We start from the raw sequence: 22,035 nt of genomic DNA, 5'->3' as shown, positions 1-22,035 counted from the left end.
CCGTCCACTCCCCCGGCCTCAAGCCGGGACAGCATTCTTCGGGTGCTCGACGCGCCCGGACAGTCACGGTCGAAAGCGGTAGCATCCCATGCGTATTACTATTGAGCGGTCAAACCTGTTGAAATCGCTGAACCACGTCCACCGCGTGGTCGAACGTCGCAACACGATCCCGATCCTGTCCAACGTATTGCTCAAAGCCGACGGCCAGAAGCTCGACATGAAGGCGACCGACCTCGACCTCGAAATCACCGAGGCGACCCCTGCTAACGTCGAGCAGCCCGGCGCCACCACCGTTCCTGCCCATCTTCTCTACGATATCGTGCGCAAGCTTTCCGACGGCTCGGAAGTGCTGCTTGCCACCAGCACCGATGGCGGCTCGATGACCGTGCAATCCGGTCGCTCGAAATTCTCGCTGCAGTGCCTGCCGGAATCGGACTTTCCGGATCTCACAGCCGGCACCTTCACGCATTCCTTCAAGCTAAAGGCGGCCGATCTGAAGATGCTGATCGACCGCACGCAGTTTGCAATCTCGACGGAAGAGACGCGTTATTATCTGAACGGCATTTTCTTCCACACGATCGAGAGCAACGGTCAGCTGAAACTCAGGGCGGTTGCGACCGACGGCCACCGGCTGGCGCGCGCCGATGTCGACGCGCCCTCCGGCTCCGAAGGCATGCCCGGCATCATCATTCCGCGCAAGACGGTCGGCGAACTGCAGAAGCTGGTCGACAATCCCGAGGTGATGGTGACCGTCGAGGTGTCCGACGCCAAGATCCGGCTGACGATCGGTTCGATCGTCATGACCTCGAAACTGATCGACGGCACCTTCCCGGATTATCAGCGCGTCATTCCGACAGGCAACGACAAGGAAATGCGCGTCGACTGCACGAGTTTCGCACAGGCCGTCGACCGCGTCTCGACCATCTCCTCCGAGCGCGGCCGCGCCGTGAAGCTGGCGCTTTCCGAGGGGCAGCTGATGCTGACTGTCAATAATCCAGACTCCGGCAGTGCGACGGAAGAAGTCGCCGTCGGCTACGACACGGATGCGATGGAAATCGGCTTCAACGCCAAATACCTGCTGGACATCACCGCCCAGCTTTCCGGCGAGGAAGCGATCTTCCTGCTTGCCGATGCCGGCTCGCCGACGCTGATCCGCGACACCGCCGGCGACGATGCCCTCTACGTGCTGATGCCGATGCGCGTCTGACCGGAACGAAGGCCGCCCATTGCCGTTTTTCCTCCTGTCAAAATGGAGGATCCCATGACTAAAAAGACGGGAGCGGTGCGCATCGGCATATCCGGCTGGACCTATGCGCCCTGGCGCGGCCAATTCTACCCGAAGGACCTGCCGCAGAAGCAGGAACTTTCCTATGCCGCCCGGCACTTCCGGTCGATCGAAATCAACGGCACCTTCTACGGATTGCAGCGGCCCGAAAGCTTCGGCCGCTGGCGCGAGGAAACGCCTGAGGATTTCGTCTTCGCTGTCAAGGGACCGCGCTTCATCACCCATATGCTGCGGCTGCAAGATATCCAGACGGCGCTCGCCAATTTCCTCGCCTCCGGCGTTTTGCGGCTCGGCCCCAAGCTCGGACCGATCCTCTGGCAATTCCCGCCGAACATGGTCTTCGACCCATCCCTTTTTGAAAGCTTTTTGTCGATGCTGCCGCACACCCGCGACGCAGCGATAGCGCTGGCGAAGCGGCACGACTGGCATATCAAGGGACCGGCCTGGCTTACATGCGACGGGCATCAGCCGATGCGGCATGCGCTGGAGATCCGCCACGAGAGCTTCCGCTCACCCGCCTTCATCGAGATGCTCAGGCGGCACAAGGTCGCTCTGGTCTGCGCCGATACGGTGAAATGGCCGCTGCTGATGGATATCACCGCCGATTTCATCTACTGCCGCCTGCATGGCTCGGAAAAGCTCTATGTCAGCGGCTATGAGGACGAAGCGCTCGACATATGGGCGCAACGCATCCGCGCCTGGGCCACTGGTGGAGAACCTGAGAATGCGCCGCGGGTACTGGCGCCCGTGCCGGTGCGCACCAAAGGCCGCGACGTCTATCTCTATTTCGACAATACCGATGTGAAGCTGCGCGCGCCTGTCGATGCCGATCATTTGAGCCAAAGGCTTGCCGATCTCATGCCGGATTCAGCGCCGAAAGCCGCATGAACTGTTGACGCCGATGTCCCTGTTGCGAAAATCCTTGTCCCTTAAGCGACAAGCGGCATATTAAGGCATTCGATCAACATGCGGATGGGTGGAGAATGCGCTTACGGGTCAAGGTGAAGGAGCGGTTGGGGAAGAGGTTCGACGACGAAATCCGCTTCTTCAGGGGTATGATGCAGGGACCGAAGACGGTGGGCTCGATCGTGCCGACGTCCTCGATCACCGCCAAGCGCATGGCAAGCGTCGTCGACCTCAATTCTGGGCTGCCGGTGCTCGAACTGGGGCCGGGCACGGGCGCCATCACCAAGGCCATCCTCGGCCGCGGCGTCCAGCCGGAAAATCTTGTCGCGATCGAATATTCGACGGACTTCCACGAACATCTCAAGCGAAGCTATCCCGGCGTGCACTTCATCAACGGCGACGCCTTCGATCTGCAGAAGACGCTCGGCGATTTCAGCGACCAGGTGTTCGATTCCGTCGTCTCGGGCATTCCGCTTTTGAACTTTCCGATGGCGATGCGGATCTCGCTGCTCGAAAGCCTGCTCGACCGGATGCCGGCCGGCCGGCCGATGGTGCAGATTTCCTATGGCGCGATCTCGCCGATCGCCGCCAATCCCGACCGCTACCATATCCAGCATTTCGACTTCGTCATGCGCAATATTCCGCCGGCGCAGCTCTGGATCTATAAGCGCGGCTGAGATGTTCGGGATCTACATCACTCATCCGCAGGTCAGGATCGACGCCAACGTGCCCGTGCCGAAATGGGGGCTTTCCGATGTCGGCGCAGCGCGCGCCCGCAAAGCAGCCGAGAGCGGCTGGGCGAGGCAATTGCGGCGCATCGTCTCCAGCGACGAGACGAAGGCGATCGAAACGGCCGAAATCCTGGCGGAAGCTTCCGGCGTGACCGTCGAGATCGTCCGTGCCATGCACGAAAATGACCGCTCGGCCACCGGCTTCCTGCCGCCGCCGCAATTCGAAGAAGCAGCAAACTGGTTCTTTGCCCATCCGGAACAGAGCTTCAAAGGCTGGGAGCGCGCCGTCGACGCGCAGGCCCGCATCGTCGAGGCTGTGAACGCCGTTCTTGCCACGCATGATGCGACGGCGCCGATCGCCTTCGTGGGCCATGGCGGCGTCGGCACACTGCTCAAATGCCATCTGGCCGGCAGGCCGATCTCCCGCGATCGCGACCAGCCGGGCGGTGGCGGCAATCTCTATGCTTTCGGCCTTGCGGATCGCCGCTTATCATGCGACTGGACACCCATCGAAGACTGGCAGGGGTGACTTCAGATGGACGCACGCGAGCGGTTGATCGTCGGCCTGGATGTTCCAACGATCGGCGAGGCGGAAAGACTGGTTTCCACGCTCGGCGACGACATTCTCTTCTACAAGATCGGCTATCAACTGGTCTTTGCCGGCGGCCTGGAATTCGCCCGCGACCTTGCCGCAAGCGGCAAGAAGATCTTTCTCGACATGAAGCTGCTCGACATCGACAACACCGTTGCCTCCGGCGTCGAGAACATCGCCAAGATGGGCATGTCGATGCTGACGCTGCACGCCTATCCGAAAGCCATGAAGGCGGCGGTCGAGGCAGCGGCCGGCTCAGGCCTCTGCCTGCTCGGCGTCACCGTGCTGACCTCGATGGATGCCGACGACCTTGCAGAGGCCGGCTACAGCCAGGATCCGCACAGCCTGGTGCTGCGCCGCGCCGAACAGGCGCGGGCGGCCGGCATGGGCGGTATCGTCTGCTCGGCGGAGGAAGCGACTGCGGTGCGCGAGATCGTCGGGCCCGACATGGCGATCGTCACCCCCGGCATTCGCCCTGATGGTAGCGACAAGGGCGACCAGAAGCGAGTGATGACGCCTTTCGACGCACTGAAGGCGGGAGCGACGCATCTCGTCGTCGGCCGGCCTGTCGTCAAGGCGCCGGATCCCCGAGATGCCGCCCGCGCGATCCTCAGCGAGATGGTGAGCGCACTCTGGCCGGCAAATCGCTAACCAGATTCAACGGCAAAAGGGAGAAGACCATGGCCAAAGGATACTGGATCGCCCGCGTCGACGTTCGCGATGCCGAGCGCTACAAGGATTATGTGGCGGCGGCCAAGCCGGCCTTCGAAAAATATGGGGCGAATTTCCTGGCGCGCGGCGGCGCCTTTACCGAGCTCGAGGGCAAGGCGCGCGTCCGCAACGTGGTGATCGAATTCCCTTCGATGCAACATGCGGTCGACTGCTATAATTCGCCGGAATACCAGATCGCCGCGAAAATCCGCCAGGAAGTCGCGGATGCGGAAATGGTGGTCGTCGAAGGCGTCTGAGCGCCTTCGCGTTCGCAAAAACTGACGGCGTGATGGGCCTTCCCGTCGTGCAGGGATTCGGCTAAGACGAGAGCCAATTCAGCATCCCGCAAAGCCTTTCGAGGAGCCTGCCATGACCCTTGCCAACCTGCCGCCGCTCGTCACCGTGTTCGGAGGGTCCGGCTTTGTGGGCAGGCACGTGGTTCGGGCGCTGGCCAAGCGCGGTTATAACATCCGTGTCGCCGTGCGCCGTCCCGATCTCGCCGGCTTCCTGCAGCCGCTCGGCAATGTCGGCCAGATCTCCTTCGTCCAGGCGAACCTGCGCTATCGCAGCTCGATCGACCGCGCCGTCGACGGTGCGAGCCACGTCGTCAACTGCGTCGGCATTCTGCATGAGACCGGCCGCAACACTTTCGACGCCGTGCAGGAATTCGGCGGCCGTGCGATTGCCGAAGCGGCGCGCGGCGCAGGTGCGACGCTGACGCATATTTCGGCGATCGGCGCCGATGCGACATCCGATTCGGACTATGGCCGCACCAAGGGTCGCGCCGAAACGGCCATCCTCTCGGTCAAGCCCGATGCAGTGATCTTCCGTCCGTCGATCGTCTTCGGACCGGAAGACAGCTTCTTCAACAAGTTTGCCGAGATGGCGCGCATGTCGCCGATCCTGCCGCTTATTGGCGGCGGCAAGACGAAATTCCAGCCTGTCTATGTCGAGGATATCGCCGAGGCCGTCGCCCGCGCCGTCGACGGCAAGGTCGCCGGCGGCAAGGTCTATGAGCTTGGTGGGCCTGAGGTGCTGAGCTTCCGCGAATGTCTTGAGACGATGCTGAAGGTAACGTGCCGCAAGAACCCGCTGGTATCCCTGCCCTTCAGCATCGCTTCGATGATCGGCAGCATCGCTTCGCTGGTCCCCTTCATAACGCCGCCGATCACGCCGGATCAGGTGCGCATGCTGAAGCGCGACAATATCGTCTCAAGGGAAGCCGAGGCGGAAGGCCGCACGCTGAAGGGCCTCGGCATTACGCCCACCATGGTGGCATCGGTGCTTGGCTCCTATCTGGTGCACTATCGTCCGCACGGCCAGTACACCGGAACCGGCAAGTCCGCCTAAGACTTTTTCCAGACGATGAGGGCTTTTCCAGCCGATGAAACTTGGCCGTCTGCGGATGCCGCGGGCGGCCTTTTGGCGTTGCCGTGTCCCGCAAAACCCGGCGCAAGTTTGAAGTGTTCTGGTGCTCGGCATATTCAGCAGCGTTGCATAAAAGACGCATCGGAAATTTTGTGGAATTAACGCCAAATTTAGCAGGAACGTTTATTGCTATTTGCCATTCCACTGACTACCAAACCCGCGCGTCTTCCAACGGACTCAACCGTGCGGCAATCACGTGAAAGGCATTTCTCAATGGGCAAGTCAATCGCGCTCCTGTTTGCGTGTGCGGCGCTGGTTATCCTTGCAGGCTCTTTCGTTGCGCCCGGTTCGGTCGCGGCGGTAAAGGGCGATTGCTCGCCGGCCTACGGCGTCGATCCTTGCTCTACGGCTTCGATCATCCATTGACGAAAAGGCCGGCCCTGCGCCGGCATTCTGCTCCCAGCAGCAGTCATCGGAACGCCTGAAATAGCGCGTTCACAATGAACGCTCAGCCCTGCCTGCTTCAAGCGGCGGCGGGCGCTTATCCTCTCAATATCGCCTATCTGAAAGATTGGCGGCTTCTGCCGGCAACAGAATTTCTGTTCGGAGTCCGACGGGCATTTGCATTCGCGCCGGGAGTTGCGCGAATGCAATGCGGGACGGATGTCTCAGGCAATCAAGCCGGTCGCGGCCATGCCGAGCAGCAAAACACCGAGAATGATGCGGTAGATGGCAAACAGCGTAAACCGGTTGCTTCTGATATAGGCCAGCAGCCATTTGACGGCGATGAAAGCGACGACCGTGGAGACGACGAAGGCAATGCCGAGCGCCGTCCAGTCTTCGCCTGCCGCTCCGCCATCCCTGAACGTCTTCAGCAATTCATAGCCGCTTGCGGCGTACATTGTGGGTATGCCGACGAGAAAGGCGAATTCGGTCGCCGCAGCGCGGTTGCCCGTGCCTGCCAGCATGGCAACGAAGATGGTGGCGCCGGAGCGCGACGTTCCCGGGAAGACGCCGGCAACGATCTGGGCGATGCCGACCAGGATGGCGACAAGCCAGGTGATCTCTTTATGGGGCGGCCTGCGGGCGGCGGCCCACTCGGCAAAGATCATCCAGATACCGCCGATGATCAGCGCCCAGGCAATCGGTGTTGCAGTCTCCGGCAGTTCAAAGCCGAGCTTCTTGACGACCAGTCCGAGAATGGCGGTGATGAGAAAGGCGACGATCAGCTTGGCGGCATAATCGCGATTGACCGGGTCGCGCCAGCCGAGCACCAGATCCACCAGACGACGCCAGTAGATGATGGTGACGGCGAGAATGGCACCCGCCTGGATGACGATGTTGAACATGTCCGACCGGTGGCCGAGCCATTGCTCCGCAATGATGAGATGGCCGGTGCTCGAGATCGGCAGAAACTCGGTGATCCCCTCTATGATACCGAGAATGATAGCACTTATATAATCCATACATTGTCTCCGGTTTAAAGTTCGGCCGGGCCTGAACGCTTGGGTCGATCAGGCCGCCGTTTCAAATCATTCGTTAGACCGTGTTTCGCCATTGTCAGATGGCGTAAAATCCGATTCGCTTGTATTGGCGGGGCCAAGCTCCTATAGCTTCAACCAATGAGTCATGACTAGGGCGCTATAATCGAGCTGCCACACAGTCCTGTAACAGCAATCACAACGCCCGAGTATCGATGCCCACGCTTTATCATCATCCCATGTCATCCGCATCTCGCTTCGTCCGGCTGATCCTGGCGGAATACGGCTATCAGGCGGATCTGATCGAAGAGCAGACATGGGAGAAGCGCCGGGATTTCCTGGCGCTCAATCCGGCCGGCACGCTGCCTGTTTATGTCGACGACAGCATGCGGGCGCTCTGCGGCGCGAGCGTCATATCCGAATATCTCGACGAGACGCATGGCGTCTTGAAGCGCGACCGGCGGCTGCTCGCAGAAGACCCTTTCCAGCGGGCGGAAATCCGCCGGCTTGCCGAATGGTTCATGCAGAAGATGGAAAACGACGTAACCAAACCGCTCGCCCGTGAGCGTGTCTATAAGTTGCAGATGAGCGCCGATCAGGGCGGCGGAGCGCCGGATTCGAAGGTTTTGCGCACGGCCCGCGCGAATATCCGCCAGCATATGCGCTATCTGACCTGGCTTGCCGGCTCGCGTCAGTGGCTGGCGGGCGAGCGGATGAGCTATGCCGACCTTGCCGCCGCGGCCTCGATCTCGATCCTCGATTATCTCGGCGAGATCGAGTGGGCGGATTCGCCGGTCGTCAAGGACTGGTACCAGCGGCTGAAGTCGCGTCCGTCCTTCCGGCCGATGCTGACCGAGCGCGTGCGCGGCCTGACACCGGTTTCACACTATGCCGATCTGGATTTCTGACGAGGGCTCTTCATGCCCGAACCTGACAATGACGACAAAGACCGCCGCCGCCGCGACAATTTGACCGAGTTCGTCCGGGCGGAATCTGCCGCCAAAGGCTTCGATCTCTGCCGCATCACGCGCCCGGATGCGATCCCGCAAGCGAAAGAGCGTCTCGGCCAGTTCATCGATGCCGGGCGCCACGGGACGATGGACTGGATGGCGGAGACGCGCGACCGGCGCGGCGATCCCCGCACACTGTGGAGCGAGGTGCGCTCCGTCGTCGTCTTCGGCCTCAATTACGCCCCGGAAGAAGATCCGCGCGGCATTCTCGACAAGCCGGACAAGGCGGCAATCTCCGTCTATGCCCGCAACCGCGATTATCACGACGTCATCAAGGGACGGCTGAAGGAGATCGCCACGCGCTTTGCGGCGCGGGCGGGCGCCGATGTGAAGGTCTTCGTCGATACGGCACCGGTGATGGAAAAGCCCTTAGCGGCGGCGGCCGGGCTCGGCTGGCAGGGCAAACACACCAATCTCGTCAGTCGCATGCACGGTTCCTGGCTGTTCCTCGGCACGATGTTCACCACCGCCGATCTTGCCGTCGACGCGCCGGAGAGCGATCATTGCGGCTCCTGCCGCGCCTGTCTCGACATCTGTCCGACGGCTGCCTTTCCGGCGCCTTACCAGATCGATGCGCGGCGCTGCATCTCCTATCTCACCATCGAACACAAGGGGCCGATCGATGCCGATTTGCGCGCTCTGATCGGCAATCGCATCTATGGCTGCGACGACTGTCTTGCCGCTTGTCCCTGGAACAAGTTCGCAAGCTCCGCCGCCGAGATGAAGCTCAAGGCGCGGGAAGATCTGAAGGAGCCGTCGATCGCCTTTCTGCTGACACTCGACGATGCCGCCTTCCGTGCCTTCTTCAGCGGCTCGCCGGTGAAGCGGATCGGCCGCGACCGTTTCGTCCGCAATGTGCTGATCGCCGCCGGCAATTCCGGCGAGAAAGAGCTCATCGGGCCATGTCGAATGCTTTCGGACGATCCCTCACCCGTGGTACGCGGCATGGCGGTCTGGGCGCTTTCGCGGCTGATGGAGGCTGGCGAATTTGCGGCCTTTGCCGCACAAAGGACGGATGAGAGAGATGACGACGTCCTGAATGAATGGCGATTGGCGGGAGTGGGCTGATGCATGTGATGATCTTTGGCTGCGGCTATTCCGGCACGGCAATCGCCAAGGCCTTTGCCGGCGACGGCGTGCGGGTTTCCGGCACCACGCGCTCGCCTGACAAAGTGGAAGCGCTCCGCGAAAACGGCATCGAAGCATTCCTCTTCGACGGAGAGGGCATGGAGGACGGGCTCTGCCAGGCGCTGGCAAGCGTCACGCATCTCGTGCAGTCGATCGCACCTGGACAGGCCGACCCGCTGCTGCGGCTGCTCGGTAAAGACGGCGCAAGCCTGCTGCCGAAGCTGGAATGGATAGGCTATCTCTCCACCGTCGGCGTCTATGGCGATCACCAGGGCGCCTGGGTGAGCGAGGAAACCCCCTGCCTGCCGGTTTCCGGGCGCTCGACCGAGCGGCTCGATGCGGAAGAGGGCTGGCTGGCGATGGGCCGGGAGCGCGGCGTGCCGGCGGCGGTGCTGCGCCTTTCCGGCATTTATGGGCCGGGCCGCAACGCCTTCTGCAATCTGGACAAGGGCACTGCGCGACGGCTGATCAAGAAGGACCAGGTGTTCAACCGCATCCGCGTCGAGGATATTGGTGCGGCGACACGTTTCCTGTCGGAGCACGGCCTCGGCGGCATCTATAATGTCACCGACGACCGGCCCGGCCCGCCGCAGGACGTGATCGTCGAGGCCGCCCGCCTGATGGGCGTCGAACCGCCGCCGGAACAGGCGTTCGAAACCGCCGAACTGACGCCGATGGCGCGCACTTTCTACGGCGAGAACAAGCGGGTTTCGAATGCGAAACTGAAGGCCGCCGGCTTCGCATTCTCCTTCCCGAACTATCCCATGTCGCTTGCACAATTGTGGCAGGATGGACGCTGGCGTGGGTAGAGCCTTTCCTGGTCAGATTGCAGCATTCTGCCGGAGCAGGTTTTTGTCAGGGCAAAGGCGATTGGCGAAGGGCATACCTCTTGGTACGTCCGAGCCGATCGCCTTTGCCCTGGCGGAAAGATGCCCGGCCTACCGGCCGCACCGCTTCGCCATGGCGAAGCGACAAGTGCGTCCGGCGATCTTAAGTCTTGCAGATTTGCCTCGCAAATCTGCGGGGGGTTGGCTGAATCGGGCCGGCTGATCGACCGGCCGGCTTGGCCGTAGAGCTGGGCTACGACGCGCGCCGGCCGGTCGACCATCCGACTCCGTTTGAGCCTACAGAATGCTGCAACCTGACCAGGAAAGGCTCTCATAGAACTCAGTCCTGTTTGCGACGGATACGCTCACCCAAAATGAGTAGGAAATTCCTACTTTCCCGCTTTGGCCGGACAATTTTCGCCGCATCTTATGGTTAACGGCCTTTGAATTTGCCCAAATGTGGCAGTAAATATGGCGAAATCGGAAAAATATTTTCGCGATTTTCGTGAACGCCATGGCGTTAACTATCCCTTCGGAAAATTCGTTCGGATTTTAACTGATTTTATTAGGTTTTTTCCACGTTTCGGCGCGGCGCGCTTTCCCGGAATCCCGACATCCCGCTCACGAATGTTACAGATTGTAATACTCCGTGAACTGACGCGGCACTTTTTCGCCACTTTTTCACAGATTTAAGCCCCGCCGCCTGCAAGGGCGTTGAGTTCAATAGTTGAGGGATACTCTGTTTTGAAGAACATACGTCGTTATATTGTCGCCGCTGTAACTATTGCAGCCTGTTCTTCCATGCTTCCGGCGGAAGGTTTTGCTGGCAATGGTTGTGGCGGTGCTTCATGGTACGCACTTCGCTCCAAAACTGCTTCCGGGGAACGTATGAACCCTGCCATCTTGACTGCCGCACATCGTTCGCTTGCTTTCGGCACCAAGGTGAAGGTCACCAACCGCAACAATGGCCGCACCGTCGTCGTTCGTATCAACGATCGTGGTCCGTTCATCCGCGGTCGTGTAATCGACCTGTCGCGCGCCGCCGCGCAGAATATCGGCATGGTGAGCTCCGGCACTGCGAAGGTCTGCTACCAGGTCGTCAGCTGAGGCCGCCACTGACTGCGCCGGAAGCGGCGCTTGCTCTTGCCGTCAATCGCGGTTACCACCCGGTTGAGACTTGTGAACAATTGACTGCGTGACACTCGCGTTTGCGCTAATCGTTCACACGCCACGGCAACAGGAGACATGTGAATGCGTCTGGGCGGCCGCCTCGAAGGGGCGATTTCTGTGCTCGCGGACATCGATGCCCGCAAGCGGCCCGTCGCCGACGCGCTGAAGGACTGGGGCCTCGCGCACCGCTTCGCCGGCTCCGGCGATCGTGCTGCGATCGGCAACATCGTCTATGACGCACTGCGCATGCGGCTTTCCCACGCCTGGCTGATGGATGACGATAGTGCTGCGGCCATTGCCCATGCCGTCATGTTCCGCCAATGGGGTTTTACATCAGACAGTCTTGCCACTGAGTTGGCGGACGACAAGTTTGCGCCGCCGGCGCTTTCGGCCGACGCCGTTGCGGCCTTTCAAAGCCGCTCGCTCGATGATGCGCCACCGCATATTCGCGGCGATATTCCCGAATGGGTCCAACCCTCCTTCGAACAGGCCTTCGGCGCCGGCTGGCTCGCCGAGGCACAGGCACTCGCCGCCCGACCGACGCTCGATCTGCGCGCCAACCTGCTCAAAGCCTCCCGCGACAAAGTCGTCAAAGCGCTCGAAAGAGCCAACGCGCATGCAGCGAAGATCGCCCGCTACGGCATCCGGATTGCCGCCGGCGAAGGCGCCTCGCGTCTTCCCAACGTGACAGCTGAGCTTTCGTTCCAGAAGGGCTGGTTCGAAGTTCAGGACGAGGGATCGCAGATCGTTGCCGACCTGGTGCTCGCCCACGACGGCGAACAGGTTCTCGACTATTGCGCCGGCGGCGGCGGCAAGACGCTCGCAATGGCAGCCGCCATGCAGAACAAGGGACAGGTTCACGCCTACGACGCCGACCGCAAACGGCTGGCGCCGATCATCGAGCGGCTGAAGCGGGCGGGCACGCGCAATGTCCAGGTGCATGACGACGCCAGGGCGCTCTCCGCCCTTGCCGGACGCTGCGACAAGGTGCTGGTCGACGCGCCCTGCACCGGCACCGGCACGTGGCGCCGCCGCCCCGATACGAAGTGGCGGCTGACGGCGAAGAACCTCGACGAGCGCACCGCCCAGCAGCGGGATGCGCTGGCGCAGGCGAGCGGCTTCGTCAAATCAGGCGGCGATCTGATCTATGTGACCTGCTCGGTCCTGCCTCAGGAAAACGAGGAACAGGCGCGCCGCTTCACGGCCGAAAATCCTGATTTTCAGATCGTCAGCGCCTTGCCTGCCTGGGATCAGCTCTTCGGAAAGGACGCCCCGCGTCCACACTCTTCCGACGGCCTGACGGTGACACTGACGCCCGCCTCCACTGATACCGACGGCTTCTTCTTCTGCCGCATGCAGCGGAAGGGTTGACGCGGTTTAGCGGAGGCCTACGCAGATGCCCGTTTTTCAAGCAAATGCCGTTCAAAAATGACCGGTTAGCCGCGCCTGTCCATTCTTAAAATCAATCCAAACTAGAGAATTTGACACCAGTTTGCTTTTGCGCGATGAGACGAAGCCCGATTACAGCGCCGCGCGTCTTATCAGACGCGCAAAGGACGCTGTAACACTTTGAATCGACGCATCGTGCTTTCCGAAAATCGATTCCGATTTTCGGGCCGATGCGGTAGACGGAAAATCCGTCACAGGAGAGGATCATGAAGCTCAACCGCAAATTCCGCGCAGCCGTGCTGGCGATCGCCCCCGCCGCCCTGCTCGCCCTTCCCGCGCATGCCGCGACCGATGCTGCCAGCGTGGTGAAACACTATGCCGATGTGGCGCATGCGAAATACGAGGACTCACTGACGACGGCCAAGGCGCTCGACGCTGCGATTGACGCCTTTCTGAAGGCGCCGACCGATGCGACGCTCAAGGCGGCCAGGGACGCCTGGATCAAGGCGCGCGTCCCCTACCAGCAGACGGAAGTCTATCGCTTCGGCAATCCGATTGTCGACGACTGGGAAGGCAGGGTCAACGCATGGCCGCTCGATGAAGGCCTGATCGACTATGTCGATGCCTCCTACGGCACCGAGAGCGACGAAAATTCTCTCTATGTGGCAAATGTCATCGCCAACAAGACGATCAAGATCGACGGCAAGGATGTCGACGCCTCCAAGCTGACACCGGAATTCCTCTCCGGCACGCTGGCCGAGGCCGGCGGCATCGAAGCCAATGTCGCGACCGGCTACCATGCCATCGAATTCCTGCTCTGGGGTCAGGATCTGAACGGCACGGGCCCCGGCGCCGGCGATCGTCCGGCAACGGATTACGACCTCAAGAACTGCACGCACGGCAATTGCGACCGCCGCGCCGAATATCTGAAGTCCGCCTCCACCCTGCTGGTTTCCGACCTGCAAGAAATGACCGACAACTGGAAGCCGGATGGTGCTGCGACGAAGAACGTCGAAGCCGATCCGAAGGCCGGCCTCGTGGCGATCCTGACGGGCATGGGTTCGCTGTCCTACGGCGAGCTTGCCGGCGAGCGCATGAAGCTCGGCCTGCTGCTGCACGATCCGGAAGAAGAGCATGATTGCTTCTCGGACAATACCTACAACTCGCATCTCAACGATGCGATCGGCATCGCTGCCGCCTATACCGGCAACTATACCCGCGTCGACGGCACCAAGCTCAGCGGCCCGTCGCTGCATGATCTGGTGGCCGCCAAGGACAAGGCGCTCGATGCCGAAGTGGAAGGCAAGCTCAACAAGACGCTTGATGCGATGAATGCCATGGCAAAGCGCGGCGAGACGGTCGAAAAGTACGATCAGATGATCGGCGAAGGCAACAAGGACGGCAACGCCGTCGTCCAGGCCGCCATCGACGGGCTAATCGACCAGACGAAATCGGTGCAGCGCGTTATTGCCACACTCGATCTCGGCACGGTTCAGCTTGAAGGTTCCGACAGCTTGGATAATCCTAACGCCGTCTTCCAATAAGCAAAAAGGCGGGCCGCTTCGAAAGCCGGAGCGGCCCGGACCCTGAAATGTCGCATGCCCCGGCCCGCCGATTTTTTGCCAGCGCAACGCTCTGCGCAACGCTTGCCGGTTTTTCCGCGAGCATCGCCGCCGGTTTCGATCTGCCGAGCAAACGCACCGACCTCTCCGAGGCCGATCTGAAACGCGTCGCCGATGTGACGCGGCCGACAGCGGATTTTTCCAAGGCCGAACAATACGAAGCCATGCAGGCGGGTGCGACAACCTCGATCGATCCCGTCACCGAAGACAGCTTCTCGCATATTTCGGCGAACATCCCCTTCGAGGAAGAGCAGAATTTCAAGCTCGGCAATGCGCTCTTCCGCAAGCTCTGGGTGTCCGCTCCTTCCTCGACACAGGCTTCCGATGGTCTTGGGCCGCTGTTCAACGCCCGCTCCTGCATGAGCTGCCATGTCAATGACGGCCGCGGCAAACCGCCGGAGGGAGGCCCGAGCGCCACCTCGATGTTCCTGCGGCTTTCCCGCGCCGCCACGACGCCGGAGGAAGAAAAGGCGGTCGCGAGTGCCGATATCGTCAATTTTCCCGATCCGGTCTACGGCCATCAGTTGCAGGACCTTGCCGTTCCCGGGCTTGCCGCTGAAGGCAAGATGGCGATCTGCTACCGCGACGAGAGGGTGACGCTTGGCGACGGCGAGACCGTATCGCTGCGCCGGCCGAGTTATGCGGTGACGAACCTTGGCTATGGGCCGCTCGATCCCGCGACGACGATTTCGCCGCGTGTCGCCTCGGCGATGATCGGCCTCGGACTGATCGAGGCCATTCCCGAGGCCGATATCCTTGCCCATGCCGATCCTGATGATGCTGACGGCGACGGCATCTCCGGCAAGGCAGCGGTGGTGCGCGACCACCGCGGCGGCAAGATCACGCTCGGTCGTTTCGGCTGGAAGGCGCAGAACGCCACGGTGCGCGACCAGAGTGCCGATGCCTTCGCCAACGATATCGGCATCTCGACGCCCGATCAGCCGAATGCGCAAGGCGATTGCACCAAGGCGGAAGAGAAATGCCTTGATATGCCGACCGGGGTGCAGAAACGGCTGGGCGCAGAAGAAGCGCCGGGTCCCATTCTCGACCTCGTCACCTTCTATTCCGGAAATCTTGCCGTTCCGGCGCGGCGCAAGGCGAGTTTCCCTGAGACGCTGCAGGGCAAGCGGATTTTTTACGAAAGCGGCTGCATTTCCTGTCACGTGCCTAAATTCGTCACCCGGCGGGATACGCAAGAAAAAGCGCAGTCCTTCCAGCTGATCTGGCCCTATTCCGACTTTCTTCTGCACGACATGGGCGACGGGCTTGCCGACGGGCAGCAGGTCGGCCTTGCAAGCGGACGTGAATGGCGCACGCCGCCGCTATGGGGTATAGGACTGACCCGGACTGTCAGCGGACACAGCTTTTTCCTGCATGACGGCCGTGCGCGGAGCCTCACCGAAGCGATCCTCTGGCATGGCGGCGAAGCTGAAAAGGCCCGCAACGCTTTCTCCTCCCTGCCGAAGGACGACAGGGCGGCCCTGATTACATTCCTGGAGTCACTTTGATGCGCCTTTGGCACCCCCTGCTCTGCCTTACTCTGATCGGCCTCGCGACATCCGCGGCCGCCCAGACGGCCACTCCCCCGGCAGGGCTGAACGAGGATGCCGTTCCCGCCGTCATGCAGCGCGCCGTCGACGAGGTGATCCGTCCCGGCTATCGCAACATGCAGCAATCGGCCGCCCGGCTGACGACGGCGATGAAGGATCTTTGCGCCGACGGCACGCAGCAGACGCTCGACAAGGCGAAATCCGCCTTCGACGACACGATCCGCTACTGGTCGATCATCGAGATCGTCCAGACCGGGCCTGTTATCCAGGACAATCTCTTCGAGCACATCCTGTTTTATCCCGACCGCAAGGGCGTCGGCCTCAAGCAGGTGCAGGCGCTGATCGCCAAGGCCGATCCAAAGGATGCGACGGTCGATGCGATCGCCGGCAAGAGCGTTGCGCTGCAGGGCCTGACGGCGCTGGAATACGTGCTCTACGGCAATGGCTCCAACGATCTCATCGGGCAGAAAGGCAGCTTCCGCTGCCTTTACGGCGAGGCGGTCGCCGGCAATATCCAGCGGGAAGCCGGCGAAGTCGTCGCCGCCTGGGAAAAGCCCGACGGCGTGCAGGCGAGCTGGAAACATCCAGGGCCGCAGAGCAATGATTTCATGGACAACAAGGAAGCGGTGACCGCGCTGCTCGGCATTCTCGTCCATGGCGCGGAGAATGTCCGCGACCAGCGGCTGGAGCAATTCTACAAGGGCAAGGACACCGCGCCACGGCCGCGTATGGCGATCTACTGGCGCTCCAAGAACACCTGGAAATCGATGGCCGCCAATCTGGAGGGCCTGCGCACGCTCTGGCAGAAGGCCGGCATGGCCGAGCTTCTGCCACCGGATAAACAGCCGATCGCCGCCTCGATCGACGAGGATTTCAAATCACTGCTCGACAGCGTGCCGAAGCTCAATCCCGATATCGACGTCGCCACAAGCGATGCGGAGAAGGCCAAGCTCGATACGCTGCTTGCCGAAAGCCGCGACCTGATCACCCGGATCAGCGACGAATATGGCGCAGCCATCGGCCTTTCGGCCGGCTTTTCCTTTTCGGACGGAGATTGAGACGATGATGCAAAGTGCCGCGATCAACCGACGCAGCTTCGTCAAGGCAGCGGGGCTCGGCTTTCTTGCCACCTTGACGCCAAAGTCGCTGATGGCGCTGGAGCGGACTGATGCGGTCTATGCCTCGGGCATTCGGGCAGCCGACGGCTCCTTTGCCATTGCGACCGTGACCGAGCGCGGCGAGATCGTCGATCAGGTGGCGCTTCCCGCCCGCGCCCACGGCATGGCCTTCAGCGCCAGCACCGGCAAGACTGTCGCCTTCGCGCGCCGGCCGGGCACCTATGCGATGATCTTCGATCCCTGGAACAAAAGCGAGCCGATCGTCATCAGCTCCAGGGAAGACCGGCATTTCTACGGCCACGGCGCCTTCTCTCCAGACGGCCGTTTGCTCTACGCCAGCGAGAACGACTTCGACGGCAATCGCGGCATGATCGGCCTCTACGACGCTACCGACCGCTTCACCCGCATCGGCGAATTCGAGACCTACGGCATCGGTCCGCACGACATGACCGTTTCCGACGACGGACGCCTGCTCATCGTCGCCAATGGCGGCATCGAGACGCATCCGGATTTCGGTCGCACCAAGCTCAATCTCGGAGAGATGCAGCCGTCGCTGGCGCTGATCGATGCGGCGACCGGTGCGCTGGTCGAAAAACATGTGCTGCCGGCGGAATGGGCAGAACTCTCCACCCGCCACGTCGATCTCGATGGCGCCGGCCGCATCTGGTTCGCCTGCCAGTATGAAGGTCACCGCAAGGATTTGCCGCCGCTTGTCGGCCATTTCGCCAAGGGCGAGGATCTCTCTTTCATCGACCTGCCGGAGGAGACGACGCGCAGGCTTGTCAATTACGTCGGGGCGATCGCCGTCAATCGCAGTGAAGGTCTCGTCGGCATCACCTCGCCGAAGGGCGGCGCCTCGGTGACCATCGACGCAAGGACGGGCAAGATGCTGGCCGAGACTTCCGTTCCGGATGCAGCAGGCATCGCGCCGGCAAGAAGCGGATTTGCCGTTTCCTCCTATGATGGCGATTTCCTTTCGACCCGCAGCGACGTCGCCTGGGATCAGCACATCGTGCGGATCTAATCACGCAAGCAGAGTTTTAGCCGGCACGCGCATAGGCTTTCTGCTCGACGCTGACGCTCGATGCCGCGGCCCTTGCCGCCTCGTGCAGCCAGTCGTTTCCCCGCACCTGCAAATCCTTCAGGATCGCCGCAACCGCTGCCGCATCGTCGGAATGGCAATTGGCGATCTCGAAGCCCATCAATTCCAGCATCGTCGGCGAAAGCAGGATCTCGGGGTGTCGGTCGATTTCGACCTTGCAGCTGTTCGGCGAGAGCCGGCGCACGAGGATGCGGCCGGAGACCCGATAGTGAGGATCGGCTGAGCGCGCCCGCCCATTGGCGATCTCGCTTGCATGGATCGCCACATCCCGCGGCCTGTGGCGAAGCGACCAGGCGGACGGCACCAGCGCCTTTGCCTCGCGCAGCACCGGCCCACCCTGCCATTCGGCATAGGCGACGAAACGCGGCCGGCCGAGGCTGCCGGTGCCGCCGCTGCGCGGCTTCGCCACGAAGGATCCTGACCTGAACGGCAGCGCGTCTGCGAGCGCCTTGACATAGGCTGGTGGTGCCGGCTTCTTGCCGGGCTGCAGCATTTCGTATTTCTCCCAGAATTCCCGGCGTTCGGAATTCGGCAGCAGCAGCGCCTTGCGCAGCCATTTGTGGTCGCGCTCGAGGATGACGGGCAGCGGATTTTCAAGGCCCCTGCGATAGCCGCTCAAGATCAATTCGCCGATCATGCGAACCGAGGGACCGTCACCGCCGCGGGCCAGCACAGCGCTTGCCGCAAGGCGAACGAGATCCAGCGCATAGGGCATCACCGCTGCGTCATCGAAATCATTGACGCCCCAGACGAGCCGGCCCTCGACATCGCGCCAGGTGCCGAAATTCTCCAGATGCGTGTCGCCGATCGCCAGCACCTGAGGCGCGCCCGTCAGTTCTCGGCAGATATCGAGGATGATCTCGCACCAGCGCCAATAGGTGGCGCGCAGGAAGACGAAATCGTCGCTCCGCATCTTCTCATGCTTCTTTCGGAGATCGTCCTTGACGAGATCGTCGCCGAGTTCACCGGCCAGCCAGGTCTCGAAATTCCGGACCGATTGCGATATCGTCGTCATGCTGGCGCTCCATCATTTCGCGACCCGATGCGGAGAATACGCGCACCACGCGAAGCTGCAATCGTCTTCGGATCGGATCGCCATATTCGAGCGGTACTGGCCAGCTGTGCCGGCTTGCACGGCGACGGAAAGGTGAAGGGTTGCCTCGGCGACACGGTCCCGGGTTTCCATCGGCGCCCGGACCGATTTCAGCAATGTCCAGCTTGTCGAATGCGGCGCGCCATGCCACTTTCGCGGCTGCAAGAGGGGCAGACATGAGCGAGACTGACAGGGGCGATTTCCGCGCGCGAATCCGCCGCAATTTTGCGCGCCAGGCGGCGATGGAAACAATCGGCGCGGAACTGACGCGCGTCGAGCACGGCGTCGTCGAGATCGAGCTTCCCTTCGACGTCAAACTGACACAGCAGCACGGCATCCTGCATGCCGGCATCATTTCCGCAGCGCTCGATTCGGCCTGCGGCTTTGCCGCCTACAGCGTCATCGACCCGGAAGCCTCGATCCTGACGATCGAGTTCAAAGTCAATCTCATGTCGCCGGGGCGTGGCGATCGTTTCCTGTTTCGCGGGGAAATCACCAAACCCGGCTCCACCATCATCGTCGCCGACGGACGAGGCTACGCGATCAGCGACGGGCCGGCGAAACTCATCGCCTCCATGACCGGAACGATGATGGTGATCCGCGGTAGAGAGGGCATTACGGGATGAAGTTCGAACTGAAATCGGTCGCGGGGAAATCCATCCTTTTCGTCATGGCGGCAGAGGCCGAATACGGCCCCTTCCTGCGCTCGCGCATCGAACCTCTGATGACCGGCGTCGGCCCGGTCGAGGCAGCCATCGCGCTGAGCAAGACATTGGCGCGGCTGGATGCCGTCGACGACCTGCCCGATCTCGTCGTCTCCCTCGGCTCGGCCGGCTCCGCGAAACTGGAGCAGACCGAAATCTATCAGGTGACCTCGGTTTCCTACCGCGACATGGACGCCTCGCCGCTCGGCTTCGAAAAGGGCAAGACACCCTTTCTCGACCTGCCGGCAACGCTCGAGCTGCCGCTGCGCATTCCCGGCATTGCCGAAGCAAGCCTTTCCACCGGCGGCAACATCATCTCGGGCGCCGCCTATACCAATATCGACGCCGACATGGTCGACATGGAGACCTATGCGGTGCTGCGCGCCTGCCAGGGCTACAAGCTGCCGCTGATCGGCCTTCGCGGCATTTCCGACGGCGCCGTCGAGCTGCAGCATATTTCCGGCTGGACCGAATATCTGCACATCGTCGACCGCAAGCTCTCCTATGGCGTCGACAGCCTGTTCACGGCGCTGGAAGACGGGGTTTTCTGGTTCTGAGCCCCTGAAGCGCCGCGCGCCTTGTCAGACGCGCGGGGGACAATCGGAACAATAAAAACCTGATGCCGCCGATTTCCCGGATTGCAAGGCGAGGCGCTTTTCATTAAAGCCTCGCCATGACCCAGACAGCACATCCCGACTCCGTTCTCATCGTCGATTTCGGCAGCCAGGTGACCCAGCTCATCGCCCGGCGCGTGCGCGAGGCCGGCGTCTATTGCGAGATCGTTCCCTTCCAATCCGCCGAAGAGGGCTTTCACCGCCTGCAGCCGAAGGCCGTGATCCTGTCCGGCAGCCCGGCTTCAACGGTGGACGAGGGATCGCCGCGAGCGCCGCAGATCATCTTCGACAGCGGCCTGCCGGTGTTCGGCATCTGCTACGGCCAGCAGACGATGTGCATGCAGCTCGGCGGCAAGGTCGAGAGCGGCCATCACCGCGAATTCGGCCGCGCCTTCCTCGATGTCGACAGGGACTGCCAGCTGTTCGAGGGCCTCTGGTCCTCCGGCTCGCGCCATCAGGTCTGGATGAGCCATGGCGACCGCGTCACCGCGCTGCCGGATGGTTTCGAGGTGGTCGCCACCTCCTCCAACGCGCCCTATGCCTTCATCGCCGACGAGAAGCGCAAATATTACGGCGTGCAGTTCCACCCCGAGGTCGTGCATACGCCCGACGGCGCCAAGCTGATCGGCAATTTCATTCACAACATTGCCGGCATCAAGGGCGACTGGTCGATGTCGGCCTACCGCCAGAAGGCGGTCGAGCAGATCCGCGCGCAGGTGGGCGACAAACGCGTCATCTGCGCCCTTTCGGGCGGTGTCGACAGCTCCGTCGCAGCGCTCCTGATCCACGAGGCCGTCGGCGACCAGCTGACCTGCATCCTCGTCGACCACGGGTTGATGCGCAAGGATGAGGCGGCCGGCGTCGTCGCCATGTTCCGCGAACACTACAATCTGCACCTGCTGCACGTCGATGCCGCCGATCGCTTCATCGGCGAACTCGAGGGCGTCAGCGACCCGGAAACCAAGCGCAAGATAATCGGCAGGCTGTTCATCGAGACCTTCGAGGAAGAGGCAAAAAAGCTTGGCGGCGCCGACTTCCTCGGCCAGGGCACGCTTTATCCCGACGTCATCGAGAGCGTGTCCTTCACCGGCGGCCCGTCGGTGACGATCAAATCGCACCACAATGTCGGCGGCCTGCCGGAGCGCATGAAGATGCAGCTCGTCGAGCCGCTGCGCGAGCTCTTCAAGGACGAGGTGCGCGCGCTCGGCCGCGAGCTCGGCCTGCCCGACAGCTTCATCGGCCGCCATCCCTTCCCAGGCCCCGGCCTTGCGATCCGTTGCCCCGGCGGCATCACCCGCGAAAAGCTGGAGATCCTGCGCGAGGCCGATGCGATCTATCTCGATGAAATCCGCAAGGCCGGCCTCTACGACGCCATCTGGCAGGCCTTCGCCGTGCTGCTTCCCGTCCAGACCGTCGGCGTCATGGGTGATGGCCGCACCTACGAATTCGTCTGCGCACTGCGCGCCGTCACCTCTGTCGACGGCATGACGGCGGACTTCTACCACTACGACATGGAATTCCTCGGCCGCGCCGCGACCCGCATCATCAACGAGGTGCGCGGCATCAACCGCGTGGTCTACGATGTTACGTCGAAGCCGCCCGGTACGATCGAGTGGGAGTGAAGGGGAGCACCT

Annotated in this window: 22 protein-coding genes; 20 read left to right on the top strand and 2 right to left on the bottom strand. The window is 62.0% G+C overall.

Annotation, left to right across the window (positions count from 1 at the left end; all coding sequences use genetic code 11):
- The first annotated feature begins 88 nt into the window (after window positions 1-88).
- The 8 genes from dnaN to BA011_RS44380 all read left to right on the top strand — a co-directional run bounded on the left by dnaN (window position 89) and on the right by BA011_RS44380 (window position 6,019).
- Window positions 89-1,207, top strand: coding sequence for a DNA polymerase III subunit beta (gene dnaN, locus BA011_RS21430; protein ID WP_065281916.1), 1,119 nt, complete (start codon window positions 89-91; stop codon window positions 1,205-1,207).
- Between the two features lie 54 nt (window positions 1,208-1,261).
- On the top strand, window positions 1,262-2,173 hold the full coding sequence (locus BA011_RS21425) for a DUF72 domain-containing protein (RefSeq protein WP_065281915.1): 912 nt from the start codon (window positions 1,262-1,264) through the stop codon (window positions 2,171-2,173).
- Between the two features lie 95 nt (window positions 2,174-2,268).
- Entirely contained in the window at window positions 2,269-2,868 is a 600-nt protein-coding gene (gene pmtA / locus BA011_RS21420; protein ID WP_065281914.1) for a phospholipid N-methyltransferase PmtA, read from the top strand.
- A gap of 1 nt (window position 2,869) precedes the next feature.
- Window positions 2,870-3,451, top strand: a complete 582-nt coding sequence (locus tag BA011_RS21415) for a histidine phosphatase family protein (protein ID WP_065281913.1) — start codon at window positions 2,870-2,872, stop codon at window positions 3,449-3,451.
- A 6-nt stretch (window positions 3,452-3,457) separates the two neighbouring features.
- Window positions 3,458-4,165, top strand: coding sequence for an orotidine-5'-phosphate decarboxylase (gene pyrF, locus BA011_RS21410; protein ID WP_065281912.1), 708 nt, complete (start codon window positions 3,458-3,460; stop codon window positions 4,163-4,165).
- Window positions 4,166-4,194: 29 nt separating this feature from the next.
- On the top strand, window positions 4,195-4,482 hold the full coding sequence (locus tag BA011_RS21405) for a DUF1330 domain-containing protein (RefSeq protein ID WP_003544731.1): 288 nt from the start codon (window positions 4,195-4,197) through the stop codon (window positions 4,480-4,482).
- A gap of 112 nt (window positions 4,483-4,594) precedes the next feature.
- A complete protein-coding gene (locus BA011_RS21400) occupies window positions 4,595-5,575 on the top strand; it encodes a complex I NDUFA9 subunit family protein (RefSeq protein ID WP_065281911.1) in 981 nt (326 codons plus the stop codon).
- A gap of 291 nt (window positions 5,576-5,866) precedes the next feature.
- Window positions 5,867-6,019 (top strand): hypothetical protein, encoded by a 153-nt coding sequence (locus BA011_RS44380; RefSeq protein ID WP_003544729.1) that lies wholly within the window; start codon window positions 5,867-5,869, stop codon window positions 6,017-6,019.
- A gap of 242 nt (window positions 6,020-6,261) precedes the next feature.
- Here the strand turns inward: BA011_RS44380 and BA011_RS21395 are convergent, their stop codons facing one another.
- Entirely contained in the window at window positions 6,262-7,059 is a 798-nt protein-coding gene (locus BA011_RS21395; RefSeq protein ID WP_065281910.1) for an undecaprenyl-diphosphate phosphatase, read from the bottom strand.
- A 230-nt stretch (window positions 7,060-7,289) separates the two neighbouring features.
- Between BA011_RS21395 and BA011_RS21390 the strand changes: the two genes are divergently transcribed.
- From BA011_RS21390 to BA011_RS21350, 9 genes are all read left to right on the top strand, one after another.
- Window positions 7,290-7,982 (top strand): glutathione S-transferase family protein, encoded by a 693-nt coding sequence (locus tag BA011_RS21390; protein WP_017962914.1) that lies wholly within the window; start codon window positions 7,290-7,292, stop codon window positions 7,980-7,982.
- A gap of 12 nt (window positions 7,983-7,994) precedes the next feature.
- Entirely contained in the window at window positions 7,995-9,152 is a 1,158-nt protein-coding gene (gene queG / locus BA011_RS21385; RefSeq protein ID WP_065281909.1) for a tRNA epoxyqueuosine(34) reductase QueG, read from the top strand.
- On the top strand, window positions 9,152-10,021 hold the full coding sequence (locus BA011_RS21380; protein ID WP_065281908.1) for an SDR family oxidoreductase: 870 nt from the start codon (window positions 9,152-9,154) through the stop codon (window positions 10,019-10,021). Before queG ends, BA011_RS21380 begins: the two co-directional genes overlap by 1 nt.
- Window positions 10,022-10,783: 762 nt before the next feature.
- Window positions 10,784-11,146 carry a septal ring lytic transglycosylase RlpA family protein gene (locus BA011_RS21375; RefSeq protein ID WP_065281907.1) on the top strand — a complete coding sequence of 121 codons (363 nt, stop codon included), beginning with the start codon at window positions 10,784-10,786 and terminating at the stop codon, window positions 11,144-11,146.
- A gap of 144 nt (window positions 11,147-11,290) precedes the next feature.
- Window positions 11,291-12,580 carry an RsmB/NOP family class I SAM-dependent RNA methyltransferase gene (locus BA011_RS21370; RefSeq protein ID WP_065281906.1) on the top strand — a complete coding sequence of 430 codons (1,290 nt, stop codon included), beginning with the start codon at window positions 11,291-11,293 and terminating at the stop codon, window positions 12,578-12,580.
- A 284-nt stretch (window positions 12,581-12,864) separates the two neighbouring features.
- Window positions 12,865-14,142 carry an imelysin family protein gene (locus BA011_RS21365; protein WP_065281905.1) on the top strand — a complete coding sequence of 426 codons (1,278 nt, stop codon included), beginning with the start codon at window positions 12,865-12,867 and terminating at the stop codon, window positions 14,140-14,142.
- Between the two features lie 47 nt (window positions 14,143-14,189).
- On the top strand, window positions 14,190-15,728 hold the full coding sequence (locus BA011_RS21360; RefSeq protein WP_065281904.1) for a di-heme oxidoredictase family protein: 1,539 nt from the start codon (window positions 14,190-14,192) through the stop codon (window positions 15,726-15,728).
- Window positions 15,728-16,828: an imelysin family protein gene (locus BA011_RS21355; RefSeq protein ID WP_065281903.1), complete on the top strand. Its 1,101-nt coding sequence runs from the start codon at window positions 15,728-15,730 to the stop codon at window positions 16,826-16,828. The genes BA011_RS21360 and BA011_RS21355 overlap by 1 nt, the downstream gene beginning before the upstream one ends.
- A gap of 4 nt (window positions 16,829-16,832) precedes the next feature.
- A complete protein-coding gene (locus BA011_RS21350; RefSeq protein ID WP_065281902.1) occupies window positions 16,833-17,912 on the top strand; it encodes a DUF1513 domain-containing protein in 1,080 nt (359 codons plus the stop codon).
- A gap of 16 nt (window positions 17,913-17,928) precedes the next feature.
- On the opposite strand, the gene BA011_RS21345 is transcribed toward BA011_RS21350, so the two are convergent.
- Window positions 17,929-19,005 carry a DUF2252 family protein gene (locus tag BA011_RS21345; RefSeq protein WP_065281901.1) on the bottom strand — a complete coding sequence of 359 codons (1,077 nt, stop codon included), beginning with the start codon at window positions 19,003-19,005 and terminating at the stop codon, window positions 17,929-17,931.
- A 254-nt stretch (window positions 19,006-19,259) separates the two neighbouring features.
- On the opposite strand from BA011_RS21345, the gene BA011_RS21335 reads away from it, so the two are divergent.
- The 3 genes from BA011_RS21335 (at window position 19,260) to guaA (ending at window position 22,023) form a co-directional block, all read left to right on the top strand.
- Window positions 19,260-19,709, top strand: coding sequence for a PaaI family thioesterase (locus tag BA011_RS21335; protein WP_003544704.1), 450 nt, complete (start codon window positions 19,260-19,262; stop codon window positions 19,707-19,709).
- A complete protein-coding gene (locus BA011_RS21330) occupies window positions 19,706-20,344 on the top strand; it encodes a 5'-methylthioadenosine/S-adenosylhomocysteine nucleosidase (protein WP_018485266.1) in 639 nt (212 codons plus the stop codon). Before BA011_RS21335 ends, BA011_RS21330 begins: the two co-directional genes overlap by 4 nt.
- A 116-nt stretch (window positions 20,345-20,460) precedes the next feature.
- On the top strand, window positions 20,461-22,023 hold the full coding sequence (gene guaA, locus BA011_RS21325; RefSeq protein WP_020052549.1) for a glutamine-hydrolyzing GMP synthase: 1,563 nt from the start codon (window positions 20,461-20,463) through the stop codon (window positions 22,021-22,023).
- Window positions 22,024-22,035: the final 12 nt, after the last annotated feature.

The organism is Rhizobium leguminosarum (genome assembly GCF_001679785.1).
Taxonomy (GTDB): domain Bacteria; phylum Pseudomonadota; class Alphaproteobacteria; order Rhizobiales; family Rhizobiaceae; genus Rhizobium; species Rhizobium leguminosarum_R.
This window is presented reverse-complemented; position numbering and strand designations above follow the sequence as displayed.

Excerpts from the sequence above, each read along its gene's own strand:
- dnaN (WP_065281916.1), top strand. The coding sequence starts at position 89 with ATGCGTATTACTATTGAGCGGTCAAACCTGTTGAAATCGCTGAACCAC.
- BA011_RS21425 (WP_065281915.1), top strand. The coding sequence starts at position 1,262 with ATGACTAAAAAGACGGGAGCGGTGCGCATCGGCATATCCGGCTGGACC.
- pmtA (WP_065281914.1), top strand. The coding sequence starts at position 2,269 with ATGCGCTTACGGGTCAAGGTGAAGGAGCGGTTGGGGAAGAGGTTCGAC.
- BA011_RS21415 (WP_065281913.1), top strand. The coding sequence starts at position 2,870 with ATGTTCGGGATCTACATCACTCATCCGCAGGTCAGGATCGACGCCAAC.
- pyrF (WP_065281912.1), top strand. The coding sequence starts at position 3,458 with ATGGACGCACGCGAGCGGTTGATCGTCGGCCTGGATGTTCCAACGATC.
- BA011_RS21405 (WP_003544731.1), top strand. The coding sequence starts at position 4,195 with ATGGCCAAAGGATACTGGATCGCCCGCGTCGACGTTCGCGATGCCGAG.
- BA011_RS21400 (WP_065281911.1), top strand. The coding sequence starts at position 4,595 with ATGACCCTTGCCAACCTGCCGCCGCTCGTCACCGTGTTCGGAGGGTCC.
- BA011_RS44380 (WP_003544729.1), top strand. The coding sequence starts at position 5,867 with ATGGGCAAGTCAATCGCGCTCCTGTTTGCGTGTGCGGCGCTGGTTATC.
- BA011_RS21395 (WP_065281910.1), bottom strand. The coding sequence starts at position 7,059 with ATGGATTATATAAGTGCTATCATTCTCGGTATCATAGAGGGGATCACC.
- BA011_RS21390 (WP_017962914.1), top strand. The coding sequence starts at position 7,290 with ATGCCCACGCTTTATCATCATCCCATGTCATCCGCATCTCGCTTCGTC.
- queG (WP_065281909.1), top strand. The coding sequence starts at position 7,995 with ATGCCCGAACCTGACAATGACGACAAAGACCGCCGCCGCCGCGACAAT.
- BA011_RS21380 (WP_065281908.1), top strand. The coding sequence starts at position 9,152 with ATGCATGTGATGATCTTTGGCTGCGGCTATTCCGGCACGGCAATCGCC.
- BA011_RS21370 (WP_065281906.1), top strand. The coding sequence starts at position 11,291 with ATGCGTCTGGGCGGCCGCCTCGAAGGGGCGATTTCTGTGCTCGCGGAC.
- BA011_RS21365 (WP_065281905.1), top strand. The coding sequence starts at position 12,865 with ATGAAGCTCAACCGCAAATTCCGCGCAGCCGTGCTGGCGATCGCCCCC.
- BA011_RS21360 (WP_065281904.1), top strand. The coding sequence starts at position 14,190 with ATGTCGCATGCCCCGGCCCGCCGATTTTTTGCCAGCGCAACGCTCTGC.
- BA011_RS21355 (WP_065281903.1), top strand. The coding sequence starts at position 15,728 with ATGCGCCTTTGGCACCCCCTGCTCTGCCTTACTCTGATCGGCCTCGCG.
- BA011_RS21350 (WP_065281902.1), top strand. The coding sequence starts at position 16,833 with ATGATGCAAAGTGCCGCGATCAACCGACGCAGCTTCGTCAAGGCAGCG.
- BA011_RS21345 (WP_065281901.1), bottom strand. The coding sequence starts at position 19,005 with ATGACGACGATATCGCAATCGGTCCGGAATTTCGAGACCTGGCTGGCC.
- BA011_RS21335 (WP_003544704.1), top strand. The coding sequence starts at position 19,260 with ATGAGCGAGACTGACAGGGGCGATTTCCGCGCGCGAATCCGCCGCAAT.
- BA011_RS21330 (WP_018485266.1), top strand. The coding sequence starts at position 19,706 with ATGAAGTTCGAACTGAAATCGGTCGCGGGGAAATCCATCCTTTTCGTC.
- guaA (WP_020052549.1), top strand. The coding sequence starts at position 20,461 with ATGACCCAGACAGCACATCCCGACTCCGTTCTCATCGTCGATTTCGGC.